This window comes from Kribbella orskensis, assembly GCF_004342085.1.
Lineage (GTDB): Bacteria > Actinomycetota > Actinomycetes > Propionibacteriales > Kribbellaceae > Kribbella > Kribbella orskensis.
Genome location: NZ_SLWM01000047.1, coordinates 1 through 22,762, shown reverse-complemented (window position 1 = coordinate 22,762; position 22,762 = coordinate 1). Strand labels below are relative to the sequence as shown.

The following is a 22,762-nucleotide window of genomic DNA, read 5'->3' as shown; positions in this document are numbered from 1 at the left end:
AACAGAACCAGCCATCTCTTCAACATCCAAAATCTCGCCCTGCAGAAGCGGACTTGCTACGAGCCGCTGGCCTCAACTGACCCTGACACGCAGGGGATCGGCGATCGCAATCGGCAGTGCGATCCTCAGAATCTGTTTGTGAGCGAACGGGATGATCTCGTCCATCTTGGTGAACGGGAACCCGAAGCCGTTGCCGTGGCTGAGGTACTCATGAACGGCGTGGCTGTTGAAGTGGAACGGACTCAGCCTACTGATCAGCTCCGCCTGCAGTTCGTCGCTGATCTCGAGGGCGTCCAGGAGCTCGTCGCCGGCAGCGGTGCGGAAGGCGCTGTCGAGATCTCCGGTGTAACCGACCTTGGTCAAGTCTTCGCAGTACCTGCTTTGTGCCTCGGCATATCGCTCCGGCTCGCTGTCCTTCAAGTCGGCGAGTGTGAGCCGGTACTCGGCGATGTAGTCCGGACTGTAAGCCTCGAGCAACTCCCAGAACTTGTTCTTGATACGTCGACCGTCAGTCGGGACGAGGAGGAAGAATCGGCCGCCCCAGACCTCAGAGCAGTGACTGATCACACCGGCGACGGCATCCGGCCAGTGCATTGAGTTCTCATTGATCAAGACCGCGCAGCGAAGAGGTCGCACGGTCGCAGTGATGTTCCGGTAGTCGCCCTCACCCTTCACGGCAGCCGTACTTTCTCTTCACCCGCAACCGGGACCGTCCCAGGCTGGCGCCCAGACTCTGCTGGGGCACAAACTTATACCGGAGAGGCGTCGCAAGACCCTCAAGCCGTTCGCGGTGACCAAGAGCTGCAGTCGACTCCCGCAACTCGAAAGCGGCGATTCTCGTTCGACGCTCCTTCAAGAGTCGCGTTGGCCAGAAGCGCGGCGTGCAGGTCGTCGTGGAACTTCCGCTCCTTGACATACCGACGCCTGCGGTACCGCTTGTTCCAGGTCATAGCGAGGCCTGCGCGTGGGATTGCGTTGAGGAACGCGCGAACGCCTGCAGGTGGGCGTGCGGGTGGCCGGCTCCGGTACACGGACGACGTGATAGCTCGGGTCGCTGGTCAGCTGGGCCGGGCGGACTTCCTCATCCGAAGTGCCGTCACATCACTGGACGAGGGGTGTCCTGCGATCAGGGACCTGCAGTCGTTCCTGCTAGCGGGCCGCACGAGCTTGTGTCCTGCGGCCGGCCGTGGTGCTGTTCGTGGTGCGAAATCCTCGGCACCGAGGAGGAAATTCGCGTGTGGTGCGGCGAGAGCTGTCCGCAAACTCGCTGGTAGAGGCCCAATCCCACGCTGTCGTTCCTTCTCGTAATGAGAAGGTTGTCGGTTCGATTTCGACAGTGGCCCTCCTCGAAGCGCCTGGGAGTGACAGCTTGTCGCGCTCGCGCGACCCTGCACCCCATCTTCGTCGCCAGTCCCCGGTTCTGAAGCTACGTAGCGCACGCGGGCGTGGCCTGTCATCGGTCCTAGCCCGCGCGTCACGCGCTTTGGGAGCAGGCAGCCGCACGCCGGAGCACGACCGCGACGAGCGGCCCGGCGGCGATGAGCGTCAACCAGACGATGGAGATCACGATGATCTCGAAGAGATCTCCGCGATCGATTCCGTGCGCTGCCGAAACGGCGACGAGCGCGGCGACCACGGCCGCGAAGCTCCCAACGAAGAGCCAGCGGATCGTGCGCTCGATCTTGCTCCCCTGCATGAAGACCGGAGCGACACAAGCGAGGGCGAGGCTCATCACAAAGTATCCGAGCTCCTCGAGAGCGATAAAGACGCCGTTCGGGTTGTACTGCGTGAGGATCGCCCAGCCGTCGAGCTGGCCCTTCTCGAGACTCGGTTGCATCACCGTGACTTGGATGAAGTAGTCGATCAGAAGCACCGCGGCAGCGATAATCGCGAGGCACACCCCGAGCAAGCTGAAGATCTTCCGCCTCGGAGCGGCGTACTCGTGAACCGACACGAGTAACGCGACGAAGAGGAGCATCACCAGCATGGCCGGGTACATCCACAGGTAGTCTCCCGGCCATTGCTTGGCGATGACATCGCTCGCGAACGGATAGGGGACGTCGTTCGGAAGAGCCGTCAACGCCAAGGCGAAGGCGACGACCGTAACGCCGGCCGTGCCAAACGCGATCGAGGACCCGAAACGCAAGGCGGCGCGAGAGCTCGTGCTGTCGGACGTCGACGGACTGGCTGGCGTCTCCTCACGGCCGGTCATCGTGACCCATGCTTGCACGGGCCATGGAGTTCTCGTTGTCAGCCACGGTGGTTCCTCCCTCGAGAAGTTGCCTCGATCGTGCCAGCTCGTCCCCCGCGGAGTCGATGACGACCTCCGGGCAGGTGATCGGGCCGAGGACACCGCCGACGACGAGGGCGCGCCCGGCGGCTCTCTCGGCCTGATGATTGCTATCCATGAGGGCGCTCCGCGCAGCTGTGTGATCGCTTGGCCGCCTGGCAGCCAAGCGATCACACGGGTTCAGGCCCGATCAGCGGCCAAGGTGCCGATCACGGCCTTGATGTCCGCTTTCGGGCCTCTGTTGTAGGGGAGTTTGGACAGCAGCATGCCTAATGCGCAGGTGTTGGTGACCGCGGCGAATGCGAGCCCGGCACCGAGGGCGGTGCCGACCAGGTGCGCGCCGGGAACCACAACACCGGCCAGCCCGCTGACCAGCACGGTGGTCCCGGCCGCCAGGCGTACTTGCCGTTCGAGATCCCAGCGGGGCTTGCCCCGCGTCACCGGGCATTGCGCGGCTTCCCAGGCGAGCATGCCGCCGTCGAGTACGCGTAGGTTCGGCAGGCCCGCTTCGGCGAGGGCCTGCTGGGCCTGGCCGGCCCGGTTGCCGGAGCGGCAGATCAGCACGACCTGTTCGTCGAGGTGGTGCCGCAACTCCGTGCGGTGCTCGCGCAGGGTGTCGAGCGGGACGTTGTACGAGCCCGGGATGTGCGCGGTATGGAACTCGCCCGGGGTCCGCACGTCCAGCAGCGCGGGGCACTTTCGCCGCGCAGTAGCTCGCGCAGGACGGCGGGAGTCAGCTTTTCGGTCGGTCTCGATGACGGTTCAGTGGTGGAAATGACTGCCTCGCAAGAAGAGTTTGGATTGAGGAAATGGGCATGACGTCAGTGCTGGGCGCCGACCTCGGATGAACAGGAGCCGGGCGCCATATCCGGCGAGCAGGTCGGACACGTGATCCCGGCCGGTGTGCCGGCGCAGGCTGGCGACGCCGGATGACCGCAGCCCCGCGGCTCAGCCGCGGCCGAACAGCTTGTCCAACCAGCCGGTTCGGCCGGTCGGCTCGGCGGTGTGGCCGGAGCATCGTTGGGAGGCGGGGACGCCTGCCATGACCTGCTTGACGTGTTGGCCGCATCCGGCCCAGGTCGTTTTGGCGCACGTTTTGCCGGTGACTGTTCTGCACATGGTGGTTCTCCTTCGGATCGTCGGGTGTGCTGGACAGGGATGGGGGTCAGATGAGTGCGGGCACGGCCTGCCAGGCGGTGTAGCCGGCGACTAGCACGAGCAGAACCGTGAAGGCTGTCTGGAGTTTGGTGGTGTCGAGGCGCGCCGTCAGCCGGGCGCCGGTCCAGCCGCCCAGGACTGCCACAGCGGTGAGCACCGCAACCAGGCTCCAGTCCGGTTGGGTGCCGGTGCCGGCTCGGACCGCCAGCGCCGACGCCGAGGTGATGGTGATGACGACTAGCGAGGTTCCGGCGGCGTACTCCATCGGCAGTTTGAGCGCGAGCATCAGGGCTGGGACCACCAGGAAGCCGCCGCCGACGCCGAGGAAGCCTGTGAGCACGCCGACGGCGGTGGCAGTGACTAGCACCGTGAGTGCTTGCGGGCATTGGCAGGCGAACCTGGGCGAGAACGTGATGATCGGGTTGTCGACGTGCGCGGACCGGTGTTCGCCCGGCAGGCCATGACGAGTCCGGGTCTGGCGGACGACCAGCACTGCGGCGATCACGAGGAGCAACGCGGCGAAGGCGGCCAGGAGTACTGGCCCTGAGACCAGGCTGGAGGCTTTCGCGCCGGCCGCGGCGCCGCCGATGGCAGCCACGCCGAACGTCAGGCCCCTTGCCAGTAGCGCGGTGCCGGACCGGTAGGCGGTGACGGCGCCGACCATGGCGGTGACGCCGACGATGACGAGCGACCCCGTTGTCGCCTGTGCCGGGGACTGCCCGAGGCCGTAGACGAGGACCGGGACGGCGAGGATGGACCCGCCGCCGCCGAGCGCGCCCAGGCTGAGCCCGATGAGCGCGCCCGCTGCGGCTGCGATCGCCAGTGTCACGCTTTCGTGCCCGCCAGCGGCAGACCTGCGGGCTTCGCGTTGTCGAAGGAATCGTCGATCGCGACCAGGGAGTGCCCGAAGGCGTCGAGCAGCGACGCGGCGACCGATGCGCGGTAGCCGCCGGCGCAGTGCACCCAGACCTCGCCGCCGGGGATCTCGGACAGCCGGCTGGGCAGCTCGTGAATCGGGATGTTGAGCGCCCCTTGGATCCGGGAGTCCGCGAATTCGTCGCTCCGGCGCACGTCGAGCACGGTGACGTCTCGGTGGTGGCGGACCTGGGCAAGGTCAGCGAAGGTCGCGATCGGGAACGCCGCGAGGCGGCAGCCGGTGCCGGCAACCCAGTCCTCGGGCTTGCCGGTGGCGTGGGCTGCTGGCCGGTCGATGCCGATCCGGACCAGCTCACGCTGGGCCTCGGCGACGTCCTCGGCCGTCTCGCCGAGCAGGGTGAGGGGGGTGCCCCATTCGATCAGCCAGCCCAGGTAGGTGGCGAAGGCGCCGTCGAGCCCGAAGTTCAGCGAGCCGGGCACGTGCCCGGCTGCGAACAGGGTGCGGGTGCGCAGGTCAACGACCCATTCCCCGGCATCGAGCCGTCGCCGCAGCTCGGCGGGTTCTGCCTTGGTCGGCGTCGAGAGGTCCGGCTCGGCCGGGCCGGCGGTGTTGGCCGGCGCCATGTGTGCGTAGTAGGCGGGGTAGGCGCTGAGGCCGGCGAGCAACTCGCGGACGTAGGTCTCCTCGTCCTGGATGAGTACGGGATTGGTCTGCCTCTCCTGGCCGATCGTCGACGACGATGCCTCGGACTGGGTCGCGGAGCAGAACGATCCGAAGCCATGGGTCGGGAACACCTCGGCTGTGTCGGGCAGCACAGCGGCGAGCTTGTGGGCCGAGGCGTGCTGCGCACGGACCAGGTCGTCGGTGTGGTCCGGACCGAGCAGGTCGGGGCGACCTGTGGCGCCGTACAGCAAGGATCCGCCGGAGAAGACGGCCACTTGCGCGTTGCTGACCGCGTCGGTGAGTGTGTACGACAGGTGGGTGAAGGTGTGTCCAGGTGTGGCGATCGCGGTGACTCGCATCCGTGGACCGATCTCGACGACCTCACCGTCCCGGATCGGCGTGCGCTCGAAGGACACGCCGTCCTCGGCGTTGACCAGGTACGCCGCACCGGCACGTCGAGCCAATGCCAGACCCCCGGTGACATAGTCGTTGTGGATGTGGGACTCGAACACGTGGGTCAGTTGCAGGCGGTGCCGTTCGAGCAACGTGATCAGCCGGTCGATGTCACGCTGGGGGTCCACGACGAAGGCCTGTTCGCCGTCGTGCACCAGATAGCTGCGATCGCCCAAGGTCGGTGTCTCGAGGGAGATCACCGAGATGCCGGCAGAGTTGGCCGGATGTGTCCGGTCGATGGCTTCAGTCATGTCCGTTCCAAGGGTTGTGTCAGGGTTTGGGTTCAGGCGCGGGGTTCGTTGCCGGTGACAACGGCGCGACGCGAACGGATCCAGCCGCCCGTGCCGCCGGTCACCGAGTAGGCCTCGAAGCCGGCCCGGCGGAGGAAGTCGGTCATGGTGCGGCTGCGGTTGCCCGACGCGCACACGACATACACCGCCGCGTAGCGATCGAGTTCGGCCAGGCGGCTGGGCAGCTCGCCCATCGGGATGAGAACAGCTCCCGGGACGTGGCCGACGACGTACTCGCTCGGCTCGCGGACGTCGATTATCGCAGCGCCGGCTCTGACCGCTTCGGAGAGCTGGTCGACGTCGATCTCGGGGTTGGTCACCCGCATCGGGCAGGTCCTTTCTCTCGCTGTCCAGCCGTACAGATCAATACCCGGTGGGGTATCTGATGACATCGACGATAACACCCCCGGGGGTATTCCCAAACATCGGTGTGACTGACGGTGGCGTGGCAATGAACCTCGGAGCTGGCCAGAGCCGTTCAGTGCGTAGGCCGCGCCCGGTGGCCGAGGGCCGGGGCGATCACAACCGACGCTTGGACGCCGGCCTCTTTCCCGGCTGAACCGGCTGCCGTCACGATCGCTGTCGGGAATACCTGCGGGGGTATGTGCGCTAAAGTGGTTAACACCCCCCGGGGTATCGTCAAGTCAGACGGTTCTCGCCGTCGCAGAAGGAGTACCCGTGACCACCGTGAACCTCAGCAGAGCCGATTTCGAGCAGACGATCCTCGACAACGAGATCGTCCTGGTGGACTTCTGGGCATCCTGGTGCGGCCCGTGCCGCATGTTCGCGCCCATCTATGAGAAGGCCGCCGCCGCGCACGACGACATCGTGTTCGGCAAGGTCGACACCGAGGCGGAGCAGGCGCTGGCCGCGGCCGCCCGGATCACGTCGATCCCCACCCTGATGGCCTTCAAGAAGGGCTCGCTGGTCTTCTCCCAGCCTGGCGCGCTGCCGGCACAGGCGCTCGAGCAGGTCATCGCGGCGGTGCGTGACCTGGACATCGAGAAGGCGCGGGCGGATGCGGCTGACGAGCAGGGCGCGAGGAGCGCCTGATGCCCGGCTACACGCTCGCGACGAGCGTCGAACGGCCGTACGACGAGACCGTCGAAGCGGTCCGTGCGGCCCTCGCCGACCAGGGATTCGGCATCCTCACCGAGATCGACCTCAAGGCCACACTCGCGGCCAAGCTCGACGTCGACGTACCCCCGCAGGTAATCCTCGGCGCCTGCCGGCCGCCGCTGGCTTACCAGGCGCTGCAGGTGGAGCCGTCGATCGCCGCGGTGCTGCCCTGCAACGTTGTGGTCCGATCGGTGGACGAGGGGACCACCGTGGTCGAAGCATTCGACCCTGACGCGATGATGGGGCTGTCCGACGCCCCGCAGTTGCACAGCGTCGCCCGAGACGCCAAGGACCGACTCACCGCCGCGCTTGCGGCCGTCACCGAGGAGCACAGATGACCGCACTCGACCCGACCGAGATGACTCCCATCGTCAACCGGATCAAGCGCGCCCAAGGCCAGCTCGCCGGTGTGCTGCGGATGCTCGAGGCAGGCCGCGACTGTGAGGACGTGGTCACCCAGCTCGCCGCCGCCTCCCGCGCACTCGACCGCGCCGGTTTCGCCATCGTGGCCAGCGGCCTCCGTCAATGCATCGTGGAGGGTGACGGACCGGACAGCATCGACACGAAGAAGATGGAGAAGCTCTTCCTCTCCCTGGCGTGAGGTGGTCAGGGCCCAGAGTCAGGACTCGTCGCCGCCAAACCAGCGCACCGCCGACGGTCATCGGACGGCCTCGCCCCAGCCGATCGCTGGCCATGACCTCTGGCCCGCGATGAAGGGTCACAGGACCCTGATCGCGGTGATACCTCCCCGGGTATACCTGCCTCAAGAGAGTTCGATCGAGGAGGCTGGAGATGCGCAAGAAGGTCCTGGTACTGGGCGCCAACTTCGGAGGGCTGACCGCCGCGTTGGCCGTCCGGCACGAACTGGACGGCGATGTCGACGTGACCGTCGTGTCCGCCAGCGACCAGTTCCTGTTCAATCCCAGCCTGATCTGGCTTCCGTTCGGCAAGCGGGACAGCGCAGACATCACCTTCCCGGTGGCGCCGACCCTGGACTCGCGCGGCATCGAGTTCGTCCACGCGGCGGCCACGAAAGTCGACCCGGTCGCGAAGAAGGTCACGGCCGACGACGGCCGGGAGTTCGGCTACGACTACCTGGTCATCGCAACCGGTTACCGCAACAAGGATGACGTCGTTCCCGGGTTCAAGGAGAACGCCAACACGATCACCACGCTCCCCGAGGCTCAGCGCACGGCGGTCGCCTGGCGCCGGTTCCTGGACGACCCTGGTGACGTCGTGGTCGCGGCCACCCAAGGTGCGGGCTGCTTCGGCGCCGCCTACGAGTTCCTGTTCAACACGGCACACCAGCTGCGGAAGGCAGGGTTGCACAACCAGGTCAAGCTCACCTACGTCACGGCAGAACCCTTCCTCGGACACTTCGGCATCGGCGGCCTGCCCCACGGCGAGCAACTCCTGGGCATGTTCCTCAAGAAAGAGGGCATCGACACGCGTATCTCGGTCGGCATCGACCACATCGACCAGGGTGCTCTGGTGCTGGCCGACGGCGAGAACCTGCCCTTCAGGTTCAGCATGGTCATCCCACCGTTCCTCGGGCAGCAATTCCTCAACGAGTCGAACGGGCTGGTCGACGAGAAGGGCTACGTCGTCGTACGCGACACTTACCAGAGCGAGAAGTACGACGACGTCTACGCAGTCGGTGTGGCCGCCGCAGTCGACGCTCCCTGGCAGACCCCGACACCCGTCGGGATCCCCAAGACCGGCTTCCCGACCGAGGTGATGGCACACACCGCCGCGGCCAACATCGCCGCGCAGATTCGAGGCGAGAAGCCGACCAACACCAAGGCGTTCGGTGACATCAAGGCCGTCTGCGTGATGGACGCCGGCAACAACGGCGTCATCATCCTCGCCGACAAGATGCTGCCGCCGCGCAAGCACGGTGTGCTGATCCCTGGCCCGCAGGCCCACCTGATGAAGCTCGGCTTCGAGAAGTACTTCCTGTGGAAGATGCGGCACGGCTACGTACAACTGCCCTGAGCGGCACCGTCCCTGAGGAGGTCTTGGTCCCATGTCGAACTCCACGAGCGCCGCGGGAGCACCCGCCGCGACCGTACGGCGATCGCCGGCACCGGCCGTCTGTGTGCGCCACCGCGGCAGAGACCGCGTCGATTCGAGACGCGTGGTCACGTGGTCACCCGATCAACCGCAGGACGCCGGTCTCCGGTCTTCCGGGCGGCGTTCAGGTCGCGCCGCTGGTCGCTACACTCATGCCGCCTCCGAGCCGCCGATGCTTCGTGACCGCTCCGAGCGCCCGCGCAATAGTCTCGCCATCCGCCGGCTACGGCTCGCCGTGCCCGGTCGTGAGACGACGGCTGAACATTTGTGTGGTGGCGGAGCGTGGCCCTGCGTCGGGGCGGCCCGGGTACCGGCAACCACCCTTACGGTTGTCTCGACTGCGCTCTTGACGTGGCTGGGTCGCAGTAGTCGGTCGAGGTCCCGCCGGCGGGGGACGTGGGACTCTGTGCCGACAGGTCGCACGTGCCCTCCACTTGAAACACTGCAAGCTGTACGGAGCGTCATCGCATGCGGGTGATGGGCCTGTGCGACGTGCCCCCGTGCGCGGACCGCGGCTGATGCCGCCTATGTGCTGGCACGGGTGTTGCCGAAGGGAGGGACAGGTGCGTGACGTGCTGGTGGTCGACGACGAGCCGGAGATCCGCCGGGTGCTGCGGGGCTATCTGGAGGCCGAGGGCTTCCGCGTCGTCGAGGCGGCCACTGGTGCCGCCGCGGTGGACCGGGTGCGGCTGCAGGAGCCGGCTGTCATCCTCCTCGACGTTATGCTGCCCGACCTCGACGGTCTCGAGGTCCTGCGCCGGATCCGAACCTTCAGTCAGGTGTACGTGCTGCTCGTCACGGCGCGGACCGAGGAGGTCGACAAGCTCATCGGTCTGGGGGTCGGCGCGGATGACTACATCACGAAGCCGTTCAGTCCGCGTGAGGTCACGGCTCGGGTGAAGGCGGTGCTGCGGCGCAGTCGTTCGGCGGCCGAGCAGGACGCCGAGCGCCATGTCTTTGCCGGGCTCACTGTGGATGTGGCCCGCCGGGAGGTCACCGTGGTCGATGAACCCATCACGCTGACTGCGCTCGAGTTCGACCTGCTCACCGCGCTGGCGGGGTCGCCGGGGCGGGTCTTCTCGCGTCGCCAACTGCTGGAGCGTGTGTGGGGTTACGACTTCTACGGCGACGAGCGCGTGGTCGATGTGCACATCCGGAACCTTCGCCAACAGTTGCACGACGACGCGGCTCGACCGCGCATCATCGGCACTGTTCGCGGGGTCGGCTACAAGCTCCTTCTGGAGCCGACATGAACCGGCTGTCGGTTCGTCTGTTCGTCTCGCACCTGGCGGTCGCGGTCATCGGCGCGGTGACGGCATACGCCGTCGTCCGTCTTCTCGCACCGACTCTGTTCGACTCACGGATGCGGATGATGGGGCCTCGCGGTTTGGGTCAGAGCGGAGAGCTTAGGTCGACGTTCGTCTCGGCGGTGAACACGTCGCTGCTGGTCGGGCTCGCCCTCAGCGCAGCAGTCGCCGCGACTGCTGCCGGTTTCGCGGCGCACCGCCTGCTCGGCCCGCTGCGCGCTGTGCGGTCGGCCGCTCGGCGATTGGCGGCGGGGCACTACGATGAGCAGGTGGCCGCGCCGCGGGAGGTCGAACTCGCCGAACTCGTCCACGACGTGAACGATCTGGCCGGCCGGCTCGCGGACACCGAAGAACGCCGGGTTCGGCTGATATCGGATGTCGCGCATGAACTGCGCACGCCGCTGACAGTCATCGACGGATACGTCGAGGGCATGGTCGACGGGGTGTTCCCGCTGAGTACGGAGACCCTGCAGCCGGTCGTGACCGAGTTGCACCGGCTGCGTCGGCTGACCGACGACCTCAGCGCTCTGTCGCGGACCGAGGAGAACAGACTGGAGCTTCGAAGCCAGGTCCTCGACCTCCCGGTGCTGGTCGAGCAGTCGGCGGAGCGCTTGCGTCCTCAGTTCGACGAGTCCGGGGTTAGTCTCACCGTGACCGGTGCGTCGGCTCCGGTCCGGGTCTCCGGCGACCCGGACCGGCTGGCGCAGGTCGTGACGAACCTGCTGGGCAACGCCCTGCGCGCTGCCGGGCCCGGTGGAGCTGTCGAGGTGCGGACGGGCCACGAGCATGGCACCGCCCACGTCCGCGTGATCGACGACGGGGAGGGGTTGGCGCGCGACGATCTGGAGCGTGTCTTCGAGCGCTTCTACCGAGTCCGGAACCGTCGCTCGGGTGACCCTTCCGGCGGGTCTGGGATCGGCCTGACGATCGCCCGAGCGATTGCCCGGGCACATGGCGGCGACATCACCGCGGCCTCGGCCGGGCTGGGCGCCGGCGCCGCCTTCACGGTGACACTGCCTGCGCTGCCCGACCGAGGCGCTTGACTCGCTACCGGTTCATCCCTGTTTGCGGTCCCATCCGCGCCGGTCCGCCCTGCCCTCCGTCAGCCCATCCGCCATGGCGGGGTCCCTGACCCGCGCCGGGGCATCCCGTGCTGGACGTGTCGCCCTCGGCCACGGCGGTGAAGGCCGACAAGTGATGCTTGGACGCCGCGAGCAGCTGCGCGTACAGCGATTCGACGTCGGTTGGGTTGTCCTTGGCAACCAGGCCGCCAAGGTCGGTGATGTCGCGCTCCTCGAGCGCGATCGCGGCCTTCAGAGCCTCGTCGGACGACTTCAGACCCTGTGCCTTCCAGTCGTCGTACAGCTTCTGGATGGCTGGGTTGGTGTAGACACCAGCAGCCTTGCCCGCAGCTGCGTCCTGAATGTCGTACCGGACCAGCACATTGCCGACCGCATCGAAGTGGCGCTGCTCGCTCTGGCTGATGCGGTCGAAGATCGGCAGATCGTCGTACTTGCCGGCGAACCGCTGGTAGAGATCGCGGGCCATCCGCTCCTCGTCCCGAGTGAACTGCAGGTCTTGCTGCTGAGTCGGTGTCACCGCCCGCGCGTCGGCGTTGGCCGAAGGAGACTGCCCTGCCGCCATCGCCGCGACGCCACCGCCGACCAGGAGCCCGACCGTACCCGCCGTGACAAACATGGTCTTGCGCCATTTAGTCATCATTCCGACCTCCTCAGGTTTCCAACACCTCAAGTCGACCTCCGGGGTATGAAGGCATCGGCTGGCCGTTCGTGAAGTTGTCGTGAAGACCTGCGAAGCCCCGGCTGCGGACTCCGCCGGTTGTCTGTCGGCGAGCTCGGGCCGTCAGATGCGGGGTGGGTGTACGGCCGGCCCGAGCGTCGTCACCGTCCCAAGCCGCTTGGCGAGCCAGATGCCGCCCTGGCCGCCGTGGAGAACGGACACGTCGCTTCTTCCGCGAGCGGGATTCGGCATTCGCATTCAAGAAGTCTGCGATGGTTCTGGTCATCGTCCCGTCGGTCCTCCTGATTGGTGAATCGGCGACGGTCACGGATTCGGGAGGGACCTGGTGGCTGTGAGCACTGGGCGGATCTGGGCCCTTCTCGCCACTGTGGGCTCGGTGCTCTTCTGGCTTCGGATGATCAGTCGAGGTCATTGGTGACCGCCGAGGAACCCATGCTGGTCGGTGCGGTGACCCCAACCTGACCCCAACGACCCCTGCCAGCGAGCATCAGGCCGCCAAGGCAATGCAGGCTCTCGGGATTCGGGCTGGGTAGCAGCGAGCACGTGCAGGCTCTACGGATCGGAAGGCCGGCGCCCGGTGCGCCTGGTCGGGCCCGACCAGGCGTGGGCCGCGACCTAGGGTGGTCGAGATGCATGGCATGACTCGTGGCACGAAACGACGGATACGCATGGGGGATCTCGCGCTCGCTGGGGGCGGCCGTGTTGCTAGAAGCGCTGGTAGAGAGCGGATGCGACGCTGTCGTTCTTCCTCGTAATGAGAAGGTCATCGGTTCGCCGGACGGGCTGTGGCTGTGATCCGCCAACAGATCCGCGACACCTGTCCGCCAACTGATCCGCAATAGCCTAGAAGCCTGGCGACCACCTGAAGGACCCGGCGTACGCACGGAGCAGCCGAGATCCGGTAGAAGCGCAGGCGTGTGTAGGGACGGCGAGCAACTGGAGGCGGTCCGGTCCGCCAACGACACGTCGGTTCTGCCCAAGGAGCTGCCGACCGGCGCCGGAGGTGGTGCTTGAGGGGAACTCCGCCTGCTCTTGGGTTGTCGAGGTGCTGCACAGAGCCTCGCCGTTCCTGACATCCGAGGCCGAGAGACATGAATGCGGAGTCCCAGGAGGACTACTATGTCCCGAGAGAGACAGCGTCGCCCGAGGCGGTATGTGGTCCCCGAGCCGACACCTCACGAGGAGGGGCCAGCGATGTCCGTGTTCAGGTTTGAGCCGTTCCGTGACCCTGCCCGGGAGCTCGACCGGCTCATGTCGATGGCCGTAAGCGGGACGCGCGGCCCCCTCGGGATGCCGCTGGACGTCTACCGCGGCGAGGACGGCAGCTACCACGTCGAGGCCGACCTGCCCGGCGTCGACCCTGACAGCATCGAGGTGACCGTCGACTCCGGCGCCTTGACGATCCAGGCCGAGCGCACCCCGCCCTACCGCGATAGCCAGCAGGTCATTGTCGCCGAGCGTTCCCAGGGGTCGTTCGCCCGGCAACTCTCCCTCGGCGAGGGCGTGGACTCGCAGAACCTCACCGCCGACTACGCCGACGGTGTCCTGCACGTGACCATCCCGGCGTCGCCGCGGAGTCAGCCACGCCGGGTCGAGATCACCCATGCGACCGGCGGTAGCCGCACCATCTCGAGCACCGTCGAACGGGGTGACACGTCCGCCGGTAGCACGGGCGACGCCGGCTGAAGGCGCGGCGCCCCCTCGACGTCATCCGCACGATCACCCGTCCGGGTCCGATCGAGGTCCGGCCCGAACCGTCTGCGGACCGTCGTACCGATCGCTCACACAGACCTCTTCGTCGCTGGGACGGACCACCATGTCGCCTTCGGCCGCGGGGGTGCACTTCTGCCTCGATGCCGCCCTTGCCCGCACGGAAGCCAGAACCGTCATCAGCACCATGCTGCATCGCATACCTGACTGGAACACCGAGCGGATCGGGGGCACCACGGGGGCACAGGACCATTCCGCGGCTACGCCTCCCTCCCCACCACGTGAACCAAGGCAGCACAGCCGGGGTATGAGCACCGACCGACTCCAACGGGCACGGGCTTGCGCTCGATGCCGAAGACATCGGCCTAGGGAGGGCTCGGTCGTCGCGGAAGGCGCACCCGAAGTCACAGACCTTCTCCTCGACGGCGCTACGCCAGCGCTGACCCGCGCAAGCACCCGTTCGTGTCTAGGTACGGTCGTGGATCCGGCGACTGCGGAGTAGGCTTACAGGAGCGGCCCTTCAGTGGACGTGTGCGGGCAGTGCGCGCGCATCGTTCGCCACTGAGGGGCCGTTTCCTGCGTGGCCTGAGGCTGCGGAAGAACGTTCGCTCTGCCGCCGAGAGTAAAGGCGCGGAACTGCCGATCTGCGGATGACAGCATTCGGGTCGGGAGACTGCACGGCGCACGACCGATGCCCAACGTAGGTCATGGCCCGGCAGTCGGCTGCCTATCGGTGCCCGGTGGTGAATGCACGGTCCGGCGCATGTACCACTCGGTAGAGATCAGGTCCTTCCGGGCTTCCCACGACAGGCCGGCGATCAGTCCCGGCAGGGCTCCCCGCTCAACCTCGGAGCGATGAGCCAGAACTGCGGCGACTTCTGCTCCAGCCAGGGGGTGATGTCGAGACAATGTGTGACCTCTTCGTCCGGAACCGTGTGCACGACCTTGCGGGCGCCAATGACGGCTTCGAGCGCAGACACCGCCGAGCGCGGATGCGTGGCCAGGTAAACCGCGGCGCCGACCCGAGAGGGACGATCGACGTGGCGGACCCAAGAAGGAGGCCCGCAGCCACGGCCCCTCTCACGGCTTTGCCCAGCCGGCGTGACGCTCGGCTGACCACGTTCATACCCATGTCGTTCACCAACGGCGCTCGTCCGGTGACGCGCCTGCTACCTCAAGCATCACTTGACGGAGATTTGGGTCAGCAGAGGCGTAAGTCCCTCAAGACCTGGGCTATCAGACCTGCCCGTCCGCTGTAGGTGGACAGGTTGCCGATCAGGGTCGAAGGTCCCTGCCACCCGGTCCCTACGCCCCTTCTGCGAGCCCGTACCCCGCAGTGCTGTGGAGATGAAAGAAGAAGAACGGAAAGGGGAAACAATGACCACGTTGGAGCACAAGGACAGCCGGCGTCAGTTCGCCGACCTGTTCGACTGGGCCGAAAGCCTGCCGAGCCTGTTCACCTGGCCGGCAGCGATGCGCGGTGTCCGGATCGAGGAGTTCGCCGACGACAACGCGTACGTCGTCCGGGCGGAGCTGCCCGGGCTCGACCCCGCGAAGGACATCAAGGTCGAGGTCGCGAACGGCATGATGACCATCACGGCGACTCGTCAGCAGGAGGAGCACGACGGTGCTCGCTCGGAGTTCCACTACGGTTCGCTGCCCCGGCGGGTGCTGTTGCCCGACGGCGCGGACGAAGCCAAGGTCGAGGCGAAGTACGCGGCCGGGATCCCTCGAGGTGAGGGTGCCGATCACGGCGATGACGGCCGAGGCGCGGACCATCAAGATCGAGCACACACCTTAGCGCTCTCAACCCAGGTGCCCGGCCAGTGAAGATCCCGGTCGGGCGCCTCGCTGCGCATCGCCTCTCCTGGTGCGTCCGGGCGAAGGTTGCCGCGGATCAGAACGCGACGAGGAGCCTTCCGTCACGTGGCTACCAGGGTGACGGCGGCGAAGACGGCCAGTGCGGCCGCCGCGGCGACCACGGCGTCGTGCCAGAACCGCCAGATCACCGGTACTGACAACGCGCCCAGCAGTTCGCCGACGAGGGGTCCGGTGATCACCGCGCGGACGATCACGCGGCGGATTCCGACCCCGACGGAAAGCCCGCGGATCCCCAGGGCCTCGGTCTGGCCACAGTCGGTGTGGGACCGGCTCGGTACTGGAGGTTCGGGCCGCAGCGGTCGTCCGGAGGAAGCCATCGAGCCGGGCCAGGTCCTCGTCGTGTTCGGCCAGCAGTGCGGCGAGCGGGCGCTGCGGTGCGATCAGGCCGCCGAACCGTCCGGCCTCGTCGACGACCGCGAGTCCGGGGTCGCTGTGCTTCACCGCCTGCCAGGCGGCCAGTTCCTGATCGGTGCCGGGGCTGCGGTCGGTGGATCCGCGGCCGTCTCCAGCAGTGCGGGTGGATGTGCTGCGGAACGTCCGCGACTGTCATGTCGTCTGGTTGTGGGGTGGCTCCTGGGTGGTCGGCGGAGTGTCGGGCGGCTGTTCTGTGTCCTGCTCGTCGGCCGCCTTCTCGTGATGACCGTGCCGGGCTTCGTAGAGGGCGGCGCCGAGGTACCGCTCGGTTGCTTGCGCGGTCCGTGATGGGCCCGCGGTGCGCCGACCGGCCGCGGTCGCCAGTGCCTCTCGCTGGGCGCGAGCTTTGTCGATGTCAGTCATGGTTCTGTCCTCCGGCTTCCGTTGACGCGGCTGGTGGTGGGGCGGCCGGCAATCCGTCGGCGAACGTGAGGAGGCTGCGCAGACGGCTGATGAACCGCGCGGTCGGCGCGCCGTCGACGATGTCGTGGTCGACGCTGACGGTCAGCTGCAGCCACTCTCGTTCGACCAACTGCCCCGCGCGGAGCGCGGGCCGAACGGTGATGCCGCCGATGACGATGCTGAGGGTGTGCAACTGGAAGGCGATGCCCCACCCGCCACCCGCGCCGAACATGCCGACGGCGGTGACACCTACGGTGCCGGCCAGAGCGCGCTGGCGTTCCGGCAGCCGGTGAAGGGCCCCGAGCAACCCGGTGCGCACGATCCCGGGCAGGAGCAGGTAGGCGCGGGCCCAGGCAGCCTTGCGGACCGAGGGGCTTCGGTTCGGGTCGGCCTTGACCGCACGGATCTCGCGGTGAATGTCTCGTACCGAGCGTCGGCCGGCGTCGCGGATCACGTGGGTGAAGGCGAAGGGAACCCCGTCCAGAGTGGCCTCGATCGGGAGGCCGATGTCGACTTGGCCGAAGATGACCTCCCGGCCGTGGAGATCGCGATACGCCTGGACTGCCGGCTCGGCGGCCACCGCGCGTCCCACGCAGGCGATCACGAACGCGGTGAAGGACAGTTCCTCACCGGTCGCGGACCGATGGCGGCGCAGCGCCTCGCGGGCCGTGGTCACATCGACCTCGAACAGGCCGTGGACCGCGTGCCGCCGGTGTGCCGCCCGGCCGGCGTCCATGACGAGCCGCCGGACCCAGGGCACCGGCACGACCTTCGAGCCCCGCTGAAGCACGACGCCACCTCCGATCGAACCTGTCTGCTTCGAGCATGTTCGTGGCCGTTGCAGCCCGCACCGGCCGATCGGTCCCTGCGAACCGGGACCTTCGACTCCTGCTGCGGGTGAGTGATGCTGCGGCCACCGCACCCGGCGGGCGGCGAAAAGGGCTGAAGTTCCCTGGTGTTACGGACCGGATGGCCCTAGGCCGGATCGCGGCGGCGGCCGACGATGGCAAGAAGTAGGTCTGCCGAGCGAGAAAGGCCGAGGACCATGACTGCGACCAGACGCTGGAACGTCGAGATCTTCATCGACGAGCACGAGGACGAGCGGATCACCCATGCGGAGGCTCGGCTGCACACGAACGACGAGACGCACCTGGTCGGACGGGGCACCGCACACCGGCACCCGGACGACGCGGAGGTCGCGGAGATCGGCGACGAACTCGCGGTGGCGCGGGCGCTGTCGAATCTGTCCCACGAGTTGATCCACGCCGCGGCTGGCGACATCGAGCAGATCACCAAGGAGCACGTCCGTCTGCACAGCTGAGGCGTGCCGGCTCTTCACACCGGATGGGGATGAAGTCATGGACAGTACATCGCGGCGGCGCCGTATCACGGCGCCGATGATCGAGCCCGATGGTGAGCTGAGGACCGCGCGAAGCGGGCTGTCAGCGGTTCGCCACTACCGTGGTTGCGGTGATCGGCGATGACTCGGAGGGCTGTGATCTATGTCGGTGTGGACGGATCGTGGCGTGATACCGGCGCACTCGAGTGGGCACTGCAAGAGGCAGAGCTGCGGCACGAGCCGCTCTGCGCGATCCACGTCATCGACGAGGCGGTCCGCGGTACGCCGTACTGGTCGCCGATCGTCATCGACGACACCCCTACGGACCTGCTGAAAGCTGTCCAGAGTTATCTCGAAAGCAGCGGCAGAAAGTTGGACCACGACACCGATCTGCTGGTCGGGCCACCCGAGGTCAAGCTGGCCGACGCCGCCGAGGGCAGCACCATGCTCGTCGTCGGGCGGCGCGGGATGGGTGCCTTCAAACGCCTGCTGATCGGCTCGACCTCGGAGGCGGCGGCCCATCAGGCGACGATTCCGGTGGTGGTCGTGCCGAATGCGTGGAATCGGAGCGAGCACTCCGGGCCGGTCATCCTCGCACTCGATGACTCCGGTGAGAACCGGACCGAGATCGAGTTCGCGGTGACTGCCGCCGAGCGATGGCAGGTACCGCTGCGGCTGGTGCACGTGTGGGACCTGCCCAACCTCTACAGCCGGGACGTGGTGAGCACCGCTGCGACCATCGCAGAGTGGGACGAAGGCGCTCGACGGTACGTCGACTCCGTCGCAGATGAGGTGCGACCGGACCATCCTGGGCTGATCACTCAGGCCGATGTTCGCCGGGGCCATCCGGTCGACGGCCTGATCGCCGCCGCGCAGGCCAGTGACGCACAACTCCTGGTGGTCGGTGGCCGCCGGCACCATCGGGTCACGTCGATGCTGCTCGGTTCGGTGGCCCGCGGTGTGCTCCACCACGCGACCTGCCCGGTTGCTGTCGTCCATCCCGCCTGAGTTGGTGCGACGTACCTGCTCGGTCGGGTCGGGTGGTTGCTCGGCTCCTTGTCGATTGGATCTTGATGGCAGCTTTCCGGAGCATCCTGTTCGACCGTCGTGGGGCGGGGGAGCCGGTCGAGCCTGCCGCGTTCAAGGATCTCAACCTGGATCAGCTCGTGGCGGATCTGACGCTGGGGCGCGGGGACTACGATCTGGCGCCGTTCTTCCATGCGCTGCTGCGTTCCACCGAGTCGATCGGGTACCGGCACGAGAACGCGGCACTACCCGTTGCAGCAGCAGCGCTGGTTCCTCAGCGGGGGAGAGAACTACTGCTCGGCCGTGACCGAGTTGGCGGCCGCGCTGGGCGGAACCGCGCTCAAGTCGCGGGGCCTGGTCGGGTTCCGGGAATACCTGGCCGGTGTCGCTCGGTCGGAGGCGTTCCGGTCGCTGGCGGGCGAGACGCACCGGATCACGACGGAACTTGCGGCGGTGCGTTATCGCCTGCACATCAAGGGCAACAAGGTCATGGTCGCCCGGTACGACGCAGAGCCCGACTACAGCGCCGAGATCGAGCAGGTCTTCGCGCGCTTCAAGCAGGGGCGGCGAAGGACTACCGGGTGGACTTCCCGTCGTCGCCGGACCTGAACCACGTCGAGGCCGGCATCCTGGACCGGGCGGCGAGTCTGTACCCGGACACGTTCACCGCACTGACGCGGTACCGCGCTGAGCATGCCGATTTCGTCGACCCGGTCATCGCCACCTTCGACCGTGAGGTGCAGTTCTACCTCGCCTATCTGGAGTACCTCGAACCGCTGCGGTCGGCGGGTCTGCCGTTCTGCTATCCGGTCGTCACCGACTCGAAGGCGATCCGCGCCACCGGGACGTTCGATCTCGCCCTGGCGGCGAAGCTCGTACGCGACGGCATGGAGGTGGTCCGCAACGACTTCGAGCTGTCCGGGCCGGAGCGGATCCTCGTGGTGACCGGGCCGAACCAGGGCGGCAAGACCACCTTTGCCCGGAGCTTCGGCCAAATGCACCATCTGGCCGCGCTCGGACTCCCCGTACCGGGTGAGAGTGCACGCTTGCTCCACTGTGACCGCGTGCTCACGCACTTCGAGAAGGAGGAGGACCTGCAGGATCTGCGCGGCAGGCTGCAGGACGATCTGGTCCGGGTGCACGCCATCCTGGGCGAGGCGACGGGTGCGAGCATCGTCATCCTGCACGAGATCTTCGCCTCGACGACGCTGCAGGACGCGACGGTGCTCGGCCGACGGGTGCTCGCCGAGATCGCCGAGCGGGACCTGCTGTGCGTGTGCGTCACCTTTGTCGACGAACTGGCGTCGCTGGGGGAGGCGACGGTCAGCATGGTCAGCGCCGTGGACGACGCGGGCCGGCCGACCCGGACGTACAAGCTGTCCCGGCGACCCGCGGACGGGATGGCCTACGCGGCCACGATCGCGGCGAAGTACCGGCTCAGCTACGACCTGCTGAAGGAGCGGTTGAGCAGATGAAAGCCTTCCTGCTGTTCCGCGACCGCGATTTCGACCCCGAGCAGCGGCTGCCACCGAACGCGGACGATCTGGTCCAGGACCTCGAGCTCGCGACGCTGCTCGACACGATGGCGGACGGCGATCACTTCGTGCGTGAGGTGGCCGGCCAGACCCTGCTGGCGAGCCTGACCGGTGTGGACGACATCCGCTACCGGCAGGCGGTACTGAGTGATTGCCTCCGGCAACCAGCCGTCGTCCGCGAGCTCTACGGTACGGCGGTCGAGGCGATCGAGCGGGAGTGGAAGGCCTACCGGTACTTCCGCAGCCCCGACGGGATCCTGTACAGCTCGGCGGAGGTGCTCGAACTGCTGATGACGTCACTGGCGAGCTTGCGCGTCATCTCCGACACCTCTGCGAAGCTGTTCGAGTCCGGGGGATTCAGCACGTTCTCCGAGATGATCGCCACCGATCTCGACGACGAATACTTCCGCACAGTCGAGGATCATCTGCAGCGGCTGCGCTTCCGCCAGGGTGTGCTGGTCAGTGCTGGTCTCGGCGTCGGTAACGCGGGTGTCGACTATGTCCTGAGGCGGCCACACGACAACCGCCAGACGCTGCTGCAGCGAGTCTTCAGGGCCGAAACGGACTCCTACTCGCTGCAGATCGACGACCACGATGAGAGCGGCACGCAGGCCCTGTCGGAACTGCGCGAGCGCGGCATCAATCTGGTCGCCAACGCGATCGCGCAGTCCACCGACCACATCATCGGCTTCTTCCGGCCGCTGCGCGCGGAGCTCGCGTTCTACGTCGGCTGCCTCAACCTGCACGAGCGGTTGTCGGCGAAGGCCGAGCCGCTTTGCTTCCCGGTCCCGGCCGAGCCCCGCAGCTCGCAGCTGTCCGCGACGGACCTGTACGACCCGTCCCTCAGCCTCACCCTCCGGGAACGGGCCATCGGCAACGACTTGGCCGCGGACGGCAAGTCGTTGGTCGTCATCACCGGCGCCAACCAGGGGCGGCAAGTCCACGCTTCTCCGCGCGGTCGGCGTGGCCCAACTGATGATGCAGGCCGGAATGTTCACCCCTGCCTCCTCCCTCCACGCCAGCGTCTGCGCCGTCCTCTTCACGCACTACCCCCGCGAAGAGGACGCGACGATGAGCAGCGGCAAGCTCGCTGAGGAGCTGGCCCGGATGAGCGCGCTCGCCGAGCACCTCCGCCCGCACGCCCTCCTCTTGTCCAACGAGTCCTTCGCCTCCACCAACGAACGAGAAGGTTCCGACCTGGCCGCGGAGGTCCTCCGTGCCGTCCTCGAATCAGGCATTAGGATCTTCTCCGTCACCCACCTCTACCACCTCGCCCACACCTTCCACTCCCACCCGCCCGCGCCAACCCTGTTCCTCCGAGCCGAGCGCCTCCCCGACGGGAGCCGCCCCTACAAACTCATCGAAGCCCCACCCCAGCCCACCAGCCACGGCGAAGACCTCTACCAGAAGATCTTCGGCCGCGCCTGACCGGCCGGAACCCGGCGACCGGCGGTTGCCGCTGACGGGCTCAGCGGCCGAAGATCTTGCGGAGCAGGCTGCCCTGGCGCTCGGCCTTGGGGTGACCGGGACACCACTGATCGGCGGGGACCATTGCCTTGACCTGTCCGACGTGCTGGCCGCAACCGGCCCAGGTGGTCTTGGCGCAGATCTTGCAGATGACTGGTCGGCACACGATGTTTCTCCTGTTTCAGGGACCGTTCAGGGCTTGGCGGAGCTGGTCAGGCCTCGGGTCGCAGCAACTGGAGTCCGGCTTGCTCGGCGTTCTGGAAGTCGTCGTCGATCGCGACGGGCGCGCGTTCGGCGGCGTCGAGGAACGACGCGGCGATCGCGGTAGCCGGCGACGCCGTGCACCCACACCTCGCCGGGCTCGGGTAGGGACAGGGTCGGGGGCTGCGGGACCCGCGGCGTTGGTCCGGCCCATGTGGATGTAGTAGGCGGGCCAAGCGCCCAGGCCGTCGAGCAGTTCGCGGACATAGGTCTCCTCGTCCTGGGTCAGGACCGGGTTGGTCCGTCTCTCCTGCCCGATCGTGGACTCGGTGGCATTGGTCTGGGTGGCGGAGCAGAAGGAGCCGAAGCCGTGGGTCGGGTAGACCCCGGTCGCGTTGGGAAGCCCACCGGCTAGCCGGTGCGCCGAGGCATGCTGGTGGCGCACCAGTTTGTCGGTGTTCTCTGTGCCCAGCAGGTCTGGGCGCCCGGTCGCGCCGTACAGCAGTGAGCCGCCGGTGAAGACCCCGATCGGCTCGTTGCCCCGCCCGGCGTCGGTCAACGCGTAGGACAGGTGGGTGAAGGTGTGGCCGGGCGTGTGGATCGCCCGCACACGTATGCGTTGGCCGACCGCGACGGTCTCGCCGTCGTGGATCGGCGTGCGGTCGAAGGAGACCGCGTCGTCGCCGTTGACCAGGTACCGTGCTCCGGTGGCTCGCGCCAGCGCCAAGCCGCCGGTGACGTAGTCGTTGTGGATGTGTGTCTCGAAGACGTGGGTCAGCCGGACCTGGTCGCTGTC

29 protein-coding genes are annotated in these 22,762 nt (G+C 67.3%); 14 read left to right on the top strand and 15 right to left on the bottom strand.

Going from position 1 to position 22,762, the window contains the following annotated elements:
- Positions 1 to 72: 72 nt before the first annotated feature.
- From EV644_RS43405 to EV644_RS43375, 8 genes are all read right to left on the bottom strand, one after another.
- On the bottom strand, positions 73 to 675 hold the full coding sequence (locus EV644_RS43405) for a hypothetical protein (RefSeq protein WP_206751518.1): 603 nt from the start codon (positions 673 to 675) through the stop codon (positions 73 to 75).
- A 799-nt stretch (positions 676 to 1,474) separates the two neighbouring features.
- Positions 1,475 to 2,212 (bottom strand): hypothetical protein, encoded by a 738-nt coding sequence (locus tag EV644_RS43400; RefSeq protein ID WP_132197656.1) that lies wholly within the window; start codon positions 2,210 to 2,212, stop codon positions 1,475 to 1,477.
- The gene (locus tag EV644_RS43395) at positions 2,199 to 2,408 is read right to left on the bottom strand and encodes a hypothetical protein (protein WP_132197655.1); all 210 of its coding nucleotides are present in this window, start codon (positions 2,406 to 2,408) and stop codon (positions 2,199 to 2,201) included. Before EV644_RS43395 ends, EV644_RS43400 begins: the two co-directional genes overlap by 14 nt.
- Positions 2,409 to 2,470: 62 nt before the next feature.
- Positions 2,471 to 2,977 (bottom strand): rhodanese-like domain-containing protein, encoded by a 507-nt coding sequence (locus EV644_RS43390; protein WP_132197653.1) that lies wholly within the window; start codon positions 2,975 to 2,977, stop codon positions 2,471 to 2,473.
- Between the two features lie 261 nt (positions 2,978 to 3,238).
- The gene (locus EV644_RS48335; RefSeq protein WP_500789619.1) at positions 3,239 to 3,409 is read right to left on the bottom strand and encodes a DUF8730 family Cys-rich protein; all 171 of its coding nucleotides are present in this window, start codon (positions 3,407 to 3,409) and stop codon (positions 3,239 to 3,241) included.
- 46 nt (positions 3,410 to 3,455) lie between these two features.
- On the bottom strand, positions 3,456 to 4,277 hold the full coding sequence (locus EV644_RS43385) for a sulfite exporter TauE/SafE family protein (RefSeq protein ID WP_132197651.1): 822 nt from the start codon (positions 4,275 to 4,277) through the stop codon (positions 3,456 to 3,458).
- Positions 4,274 to 5,692: an MBL fold metallo-hydrolase gene (locus EV644_RS43380; RefSeq protein ID WP_132197649.1), complete on the bottom strand. Its 1,419-nt coding sequence runs from the start codon at positions 5,690 to 5,692 to the stop codon at positions 4,274 to 4,276. Before EV644_RS43380 ends, EV644_RS43385 begins: the two co-directional genes overlap by 4 nt.
- Before the next feature lie 32 nt (positions 5,693 to 5,724).
- Entirely contained in the window at positions 5,725 to 6,057 is a 333-nt protein-coding gene (locus tag EV644_RS43375; RefSeq protein ID WP_132197648.1) for a rhodanese-like domain-containing protein, read from the bottom strand.
- Between the two features lie 352 nt (positions 6,058 to 6,409).
- Between EV644_RS43375 and trxA the strand changes: the two genes are divergently transcribed.
- The 6 genes from trxA to EV644_RS43345 all read left to right on the top strand — a co-directional run bounded on the left by trxA (position 6,410) and on the right by EV644_RS43345 (position 11,273).
- Positions 6,410 to 6,784 carry a thioredoxin gene (gene trxA, locus EV644_RS43370; protein ID WP_132197646.1) on the top strand — a complete coding sequence of 125 codons (375 nt, stop codon included), beginning with the start codon at positions 6,410 to 6,412 and terminating at the stop codon, positions 6,782 to 6,784.
- On the top strand, positions 6,784 to 7,188 hold the full coding sequence (locus tag EV644_RS43365; protein WP_132197644.1) for a DUF302 domain-containing protein: 405 nt from the start codon (positions 6,784 to 6,786) through the stop codon (positions 7,186 to 7,188). Before trxA ends, EV644_RS43365 begins: the two co-directional genes overlap by 1 nt.
- The gene (locus EV644_RS43360) at positions 7,185 to 7,451 is read left to right on the top strand and encodes a metal-sensitive transcriptional regulator (RefSeq protein WP_132197642.1); all 267 of its coding nucleotides are present in this window, start codon (positions 7,185 to 7,187) and stop codon (positions 7,449 to 7,451) included. The genes EV644_RS43365 and EV644_RS43360 overlap by 4 nt, the downstream gene beginning before the upstream one ends.
- 191 nt (positions 7,452 to 7,642) lie before the next feature.
- Entirely contained in the window at positions 7,643 to 8,845 is a 1,203-nt protein-coding gene (locus EV644_RS43355) for an NAD(P)/FAD-dependent oxidoreductase (protein ID WP_132197640.1), read from the top strand.
- A gap of 641 nt (positions 8,846 to 9,486) precedes the next feature.
- Positions 9,487 to 10,176, top strand: a complete 690-nt coding sequence (locus EV644_RS43350) for a response regulator (protein ID WP_241999453.1) — start codon at positions 9,487 to 9,489, stop codon at positions 10,174 to 10,176.
- Positions 10,173 to 11,273 (top strand): sensor histidine kinase, encoded by a 1,101-nt coding sequence (locus EV644_RS43345; protein WP_132197638.1) that lies wholly within the window; start codon positions 10,173 to 10,175, stop codon positions 11,271 to 11,273. Before EV644_RS43350 ends, EV644_RS43345 begins: the two co-directional genes overlap by 4 nt.
- Before the next feature lie 4 nt (positions 11,274 to 11,277).
- Here the strand turns inward: EV644_RS43345 and EV644_RS43340 are convergent, their stop codons facing one another.
- Entirely contained in the window at positions 11,278 to 11,952 is a 675-nt protein-coding gene (locus EV644_RS43340; protein ID WP_132197636.1) for a DUF2202 domain-containing protein, read from the bottom strand.
- 1,233 nt (positions 11,953 to 13,185) lie between these two features.
- On the opposite strand from EV644_RS43340, the gene EV644_RS43335 reads away from it, so the two are divergent.
- Positions 13,186 to 13,677 carry an Hsp20/alpha crystallin family protein gene (locus EV644_RS43335; RefSeq protein WP_132333466.1) on the top strand — a complete coding sequence of 164 codons (492 nt, stop codon included), beginning with the start codon at positions 13,186 to 13,188 and terminating at the stop codon, positions 13,675 to 13,677.
- Positions 13,678 to 14,519: 842 nt separating this feature from the next.
- Here EV644_RS43335 and EV644_RS45875 read toward each other — a convergent pair.
- Positions 14,520 to 14,681 (bottom strand): hypothetical protein, encoded by a 162-nt coding sequence (locus EV644_RS45875; RefSeq protein WP_199240379.1) that lies wholly within the window; start codon positions 14,679 to 14,681, stop codon positions 14,520 to 14,522.
- 397 nt (positions 14,682 to 15,078) lie between these two features.
- On the opposite strand from EV644_RS45875, the gene EV644_RS43325 reads away from it, so the two are divergent.
- Positions 15,079 to 15,531, top strand: a complete 453-nt coding sequence (locus tag EV644_RS43325) for an Hsp20/alpha crystallin family protein (protein WP_158293114.1) — start codon at positions 15,079 to 15,081, stop codon at positions 15,529 to 15,531.
- A 92-nt stretch (positions 15,532 to 15,623) separates the two neighbouring features.
- Here EV644_RS43325 and EV644_RS43320 read toward each other — a convergent pair whose 3' ends face one another.
- The 3 genes from EV644_RS43320 to EV644_RS43310 form a co-directional block, all read right to left on the bottom strand.
- A complete protein-coding gene (locus EV644_RS43320) occupies positions 15,624 to 15,899 on the bottom strand; it encodes a hypothetical protein (RefSeq protein WP_132333464.1) in 276 nt (91 codons plus the stop codon).
- A gap of 229 nt (positions 15,900 to 16,128) precedes the next feature.
- A complete protein-coding gene (locus EV644_RS43315) occupies positions 16,129 to 16,359 on the bottom strand; it encodes a hypothetical protein (RefSeq protein WP_132197774.1) in 231 nt (76 codons plus the stop codon).
- Positions 16,352 to 17,188, bottom strand: a complete 837-nt coding sequence (locus EV644_RS43310; RefSeq protein WP_132197772.1) for a 2-oxo acid dehydrogenase subunit E2 — start codon at positions 17,186 to 17,188, stop codon at positions 16,352 to 16,354. Before EV644_RS43310 ends, EV644_RS43315 begins: the two co-directional genes overlap by 8 nt.
- Positions 17,189 to 17,443: 255 nt before the next feature.
- Here EV644_RS43310 and EV644_RS43305 point away from each other — a divergent pair, with 255 nt between their 5' ends.
- The 6 genes from EV644_RS43305 to EV644_RS47015 all read left to right on the top strand — a co-directional run bounded on the left by EV644_RS43305 (position 17,444) and on the right by EV644_RS47015 (position 21,726).
- Positions 17,444 to 17,719, top strand: coding sequence for a DUF1876 domain-containing protein (locus tag EV644_RS43305; protein ID WP_132194650.1), 276 nt, complete (start codon positions 17,444 to 17,446; stop codon positions 17,717 to 17,719).
- A gap of 159 nt (positions 17,720 to 17,878) precedes the next feature.
- On the top strand, positions 17,879 to 18,745 hold the full coding sequence (locus tag EV644_RS43300; RefSeq protein ID WP_132197770.1) for a universal stress protein: 867 nt from the start codon (positions 17,879 to 17,881) through the stop codon (positions 18,743 to 18,745).
- 321 nt (positions 18,746 to 19,066) lie between these two features.
- Positions 19,067 to 19,372 carry a hypothetical protein gene (locus tag EV644_RS45870; RefSeq protein ID WP_199240378.1) on the top strand — a complete coding sequence of 102 codons (306 nt, stop codon included), beginning with the start codon at positions 19,067 to 19,069 and terminating at the stop codon, positions 19,370 to 19,372.
- Positions 19,345 to 20,238 carry a MutS-related protein gene (locus tag EV644_RS45865; protein ID WP_199240377.1) on the top strand — a complete coding sequence of 298 codons (894 nt, stop codon included), beginning with the start codon at positions 19,345 to 19,347 and terminating at the stop codon, positions 20,236 to 20,238. The genes EV644_RS45870 and EV644_RS45865 overlap by 28 nt, the downstream gene beginning before the upstream one ends.
- Positions 20,235 to 21,392 carry an MBL fold metallo-hydrolase gene (locus tag EV644_RS47020; protein ID WP_241999461.1) on the top strand — a complete coding sequence of 386 codons (1,158 nt, stop codon included), beginning with the start codon at positions 20,235 to 20,237 and terminating at the stop codon, positions 21,390 to 21,392. Before EV644_RS45865 ends, EV644_RS47020 begins: the two co-directional genes overlap by 4 nt.
- Entirely contained in the window at positions 21,274 to 21,726 is a 453-nt protein-coding gene (locus EV644_RS47015; RefSeq protein WP_369410625.1) for a P-loop NTPase family protein, read from the top strand. The genes EV644_RS47020 and EV644_RS47015 overlap by 119 nt, the downstream gene beginning before the upstream one ends.
- 40 nt (positions 21,727 to 21,766) lie before the next feature.
- Here the strand turns inward: EV644_RS47015 and EV644_RS45855 are convergent, their stop codons facing one another.
- Both EV644_RS45855 and EV644_RS43285 read right to left on the bottom strand, forming a co-directional pair.
- Complete coding sequence (locus EV644_RS45855) at positions 21,767 to 21,931, bottom strand: DUF8730 family Cys-rich protein (protein ID WP_199240376.1); 165 nt, start codon at positions 21,929 to 21,931, stop codon at positions 21,767 to 21,769.
- Between the two features lie 15 nt (positions 21,932 to 21,946).
- Positions 21,947 to 22,762: MBL fold metallo-hydrolase (locus EV644_RS43285; protein ID WP_199240375.1), on the bottom strand; the 816-nt coding region annotated here is incomplete at its 5' end.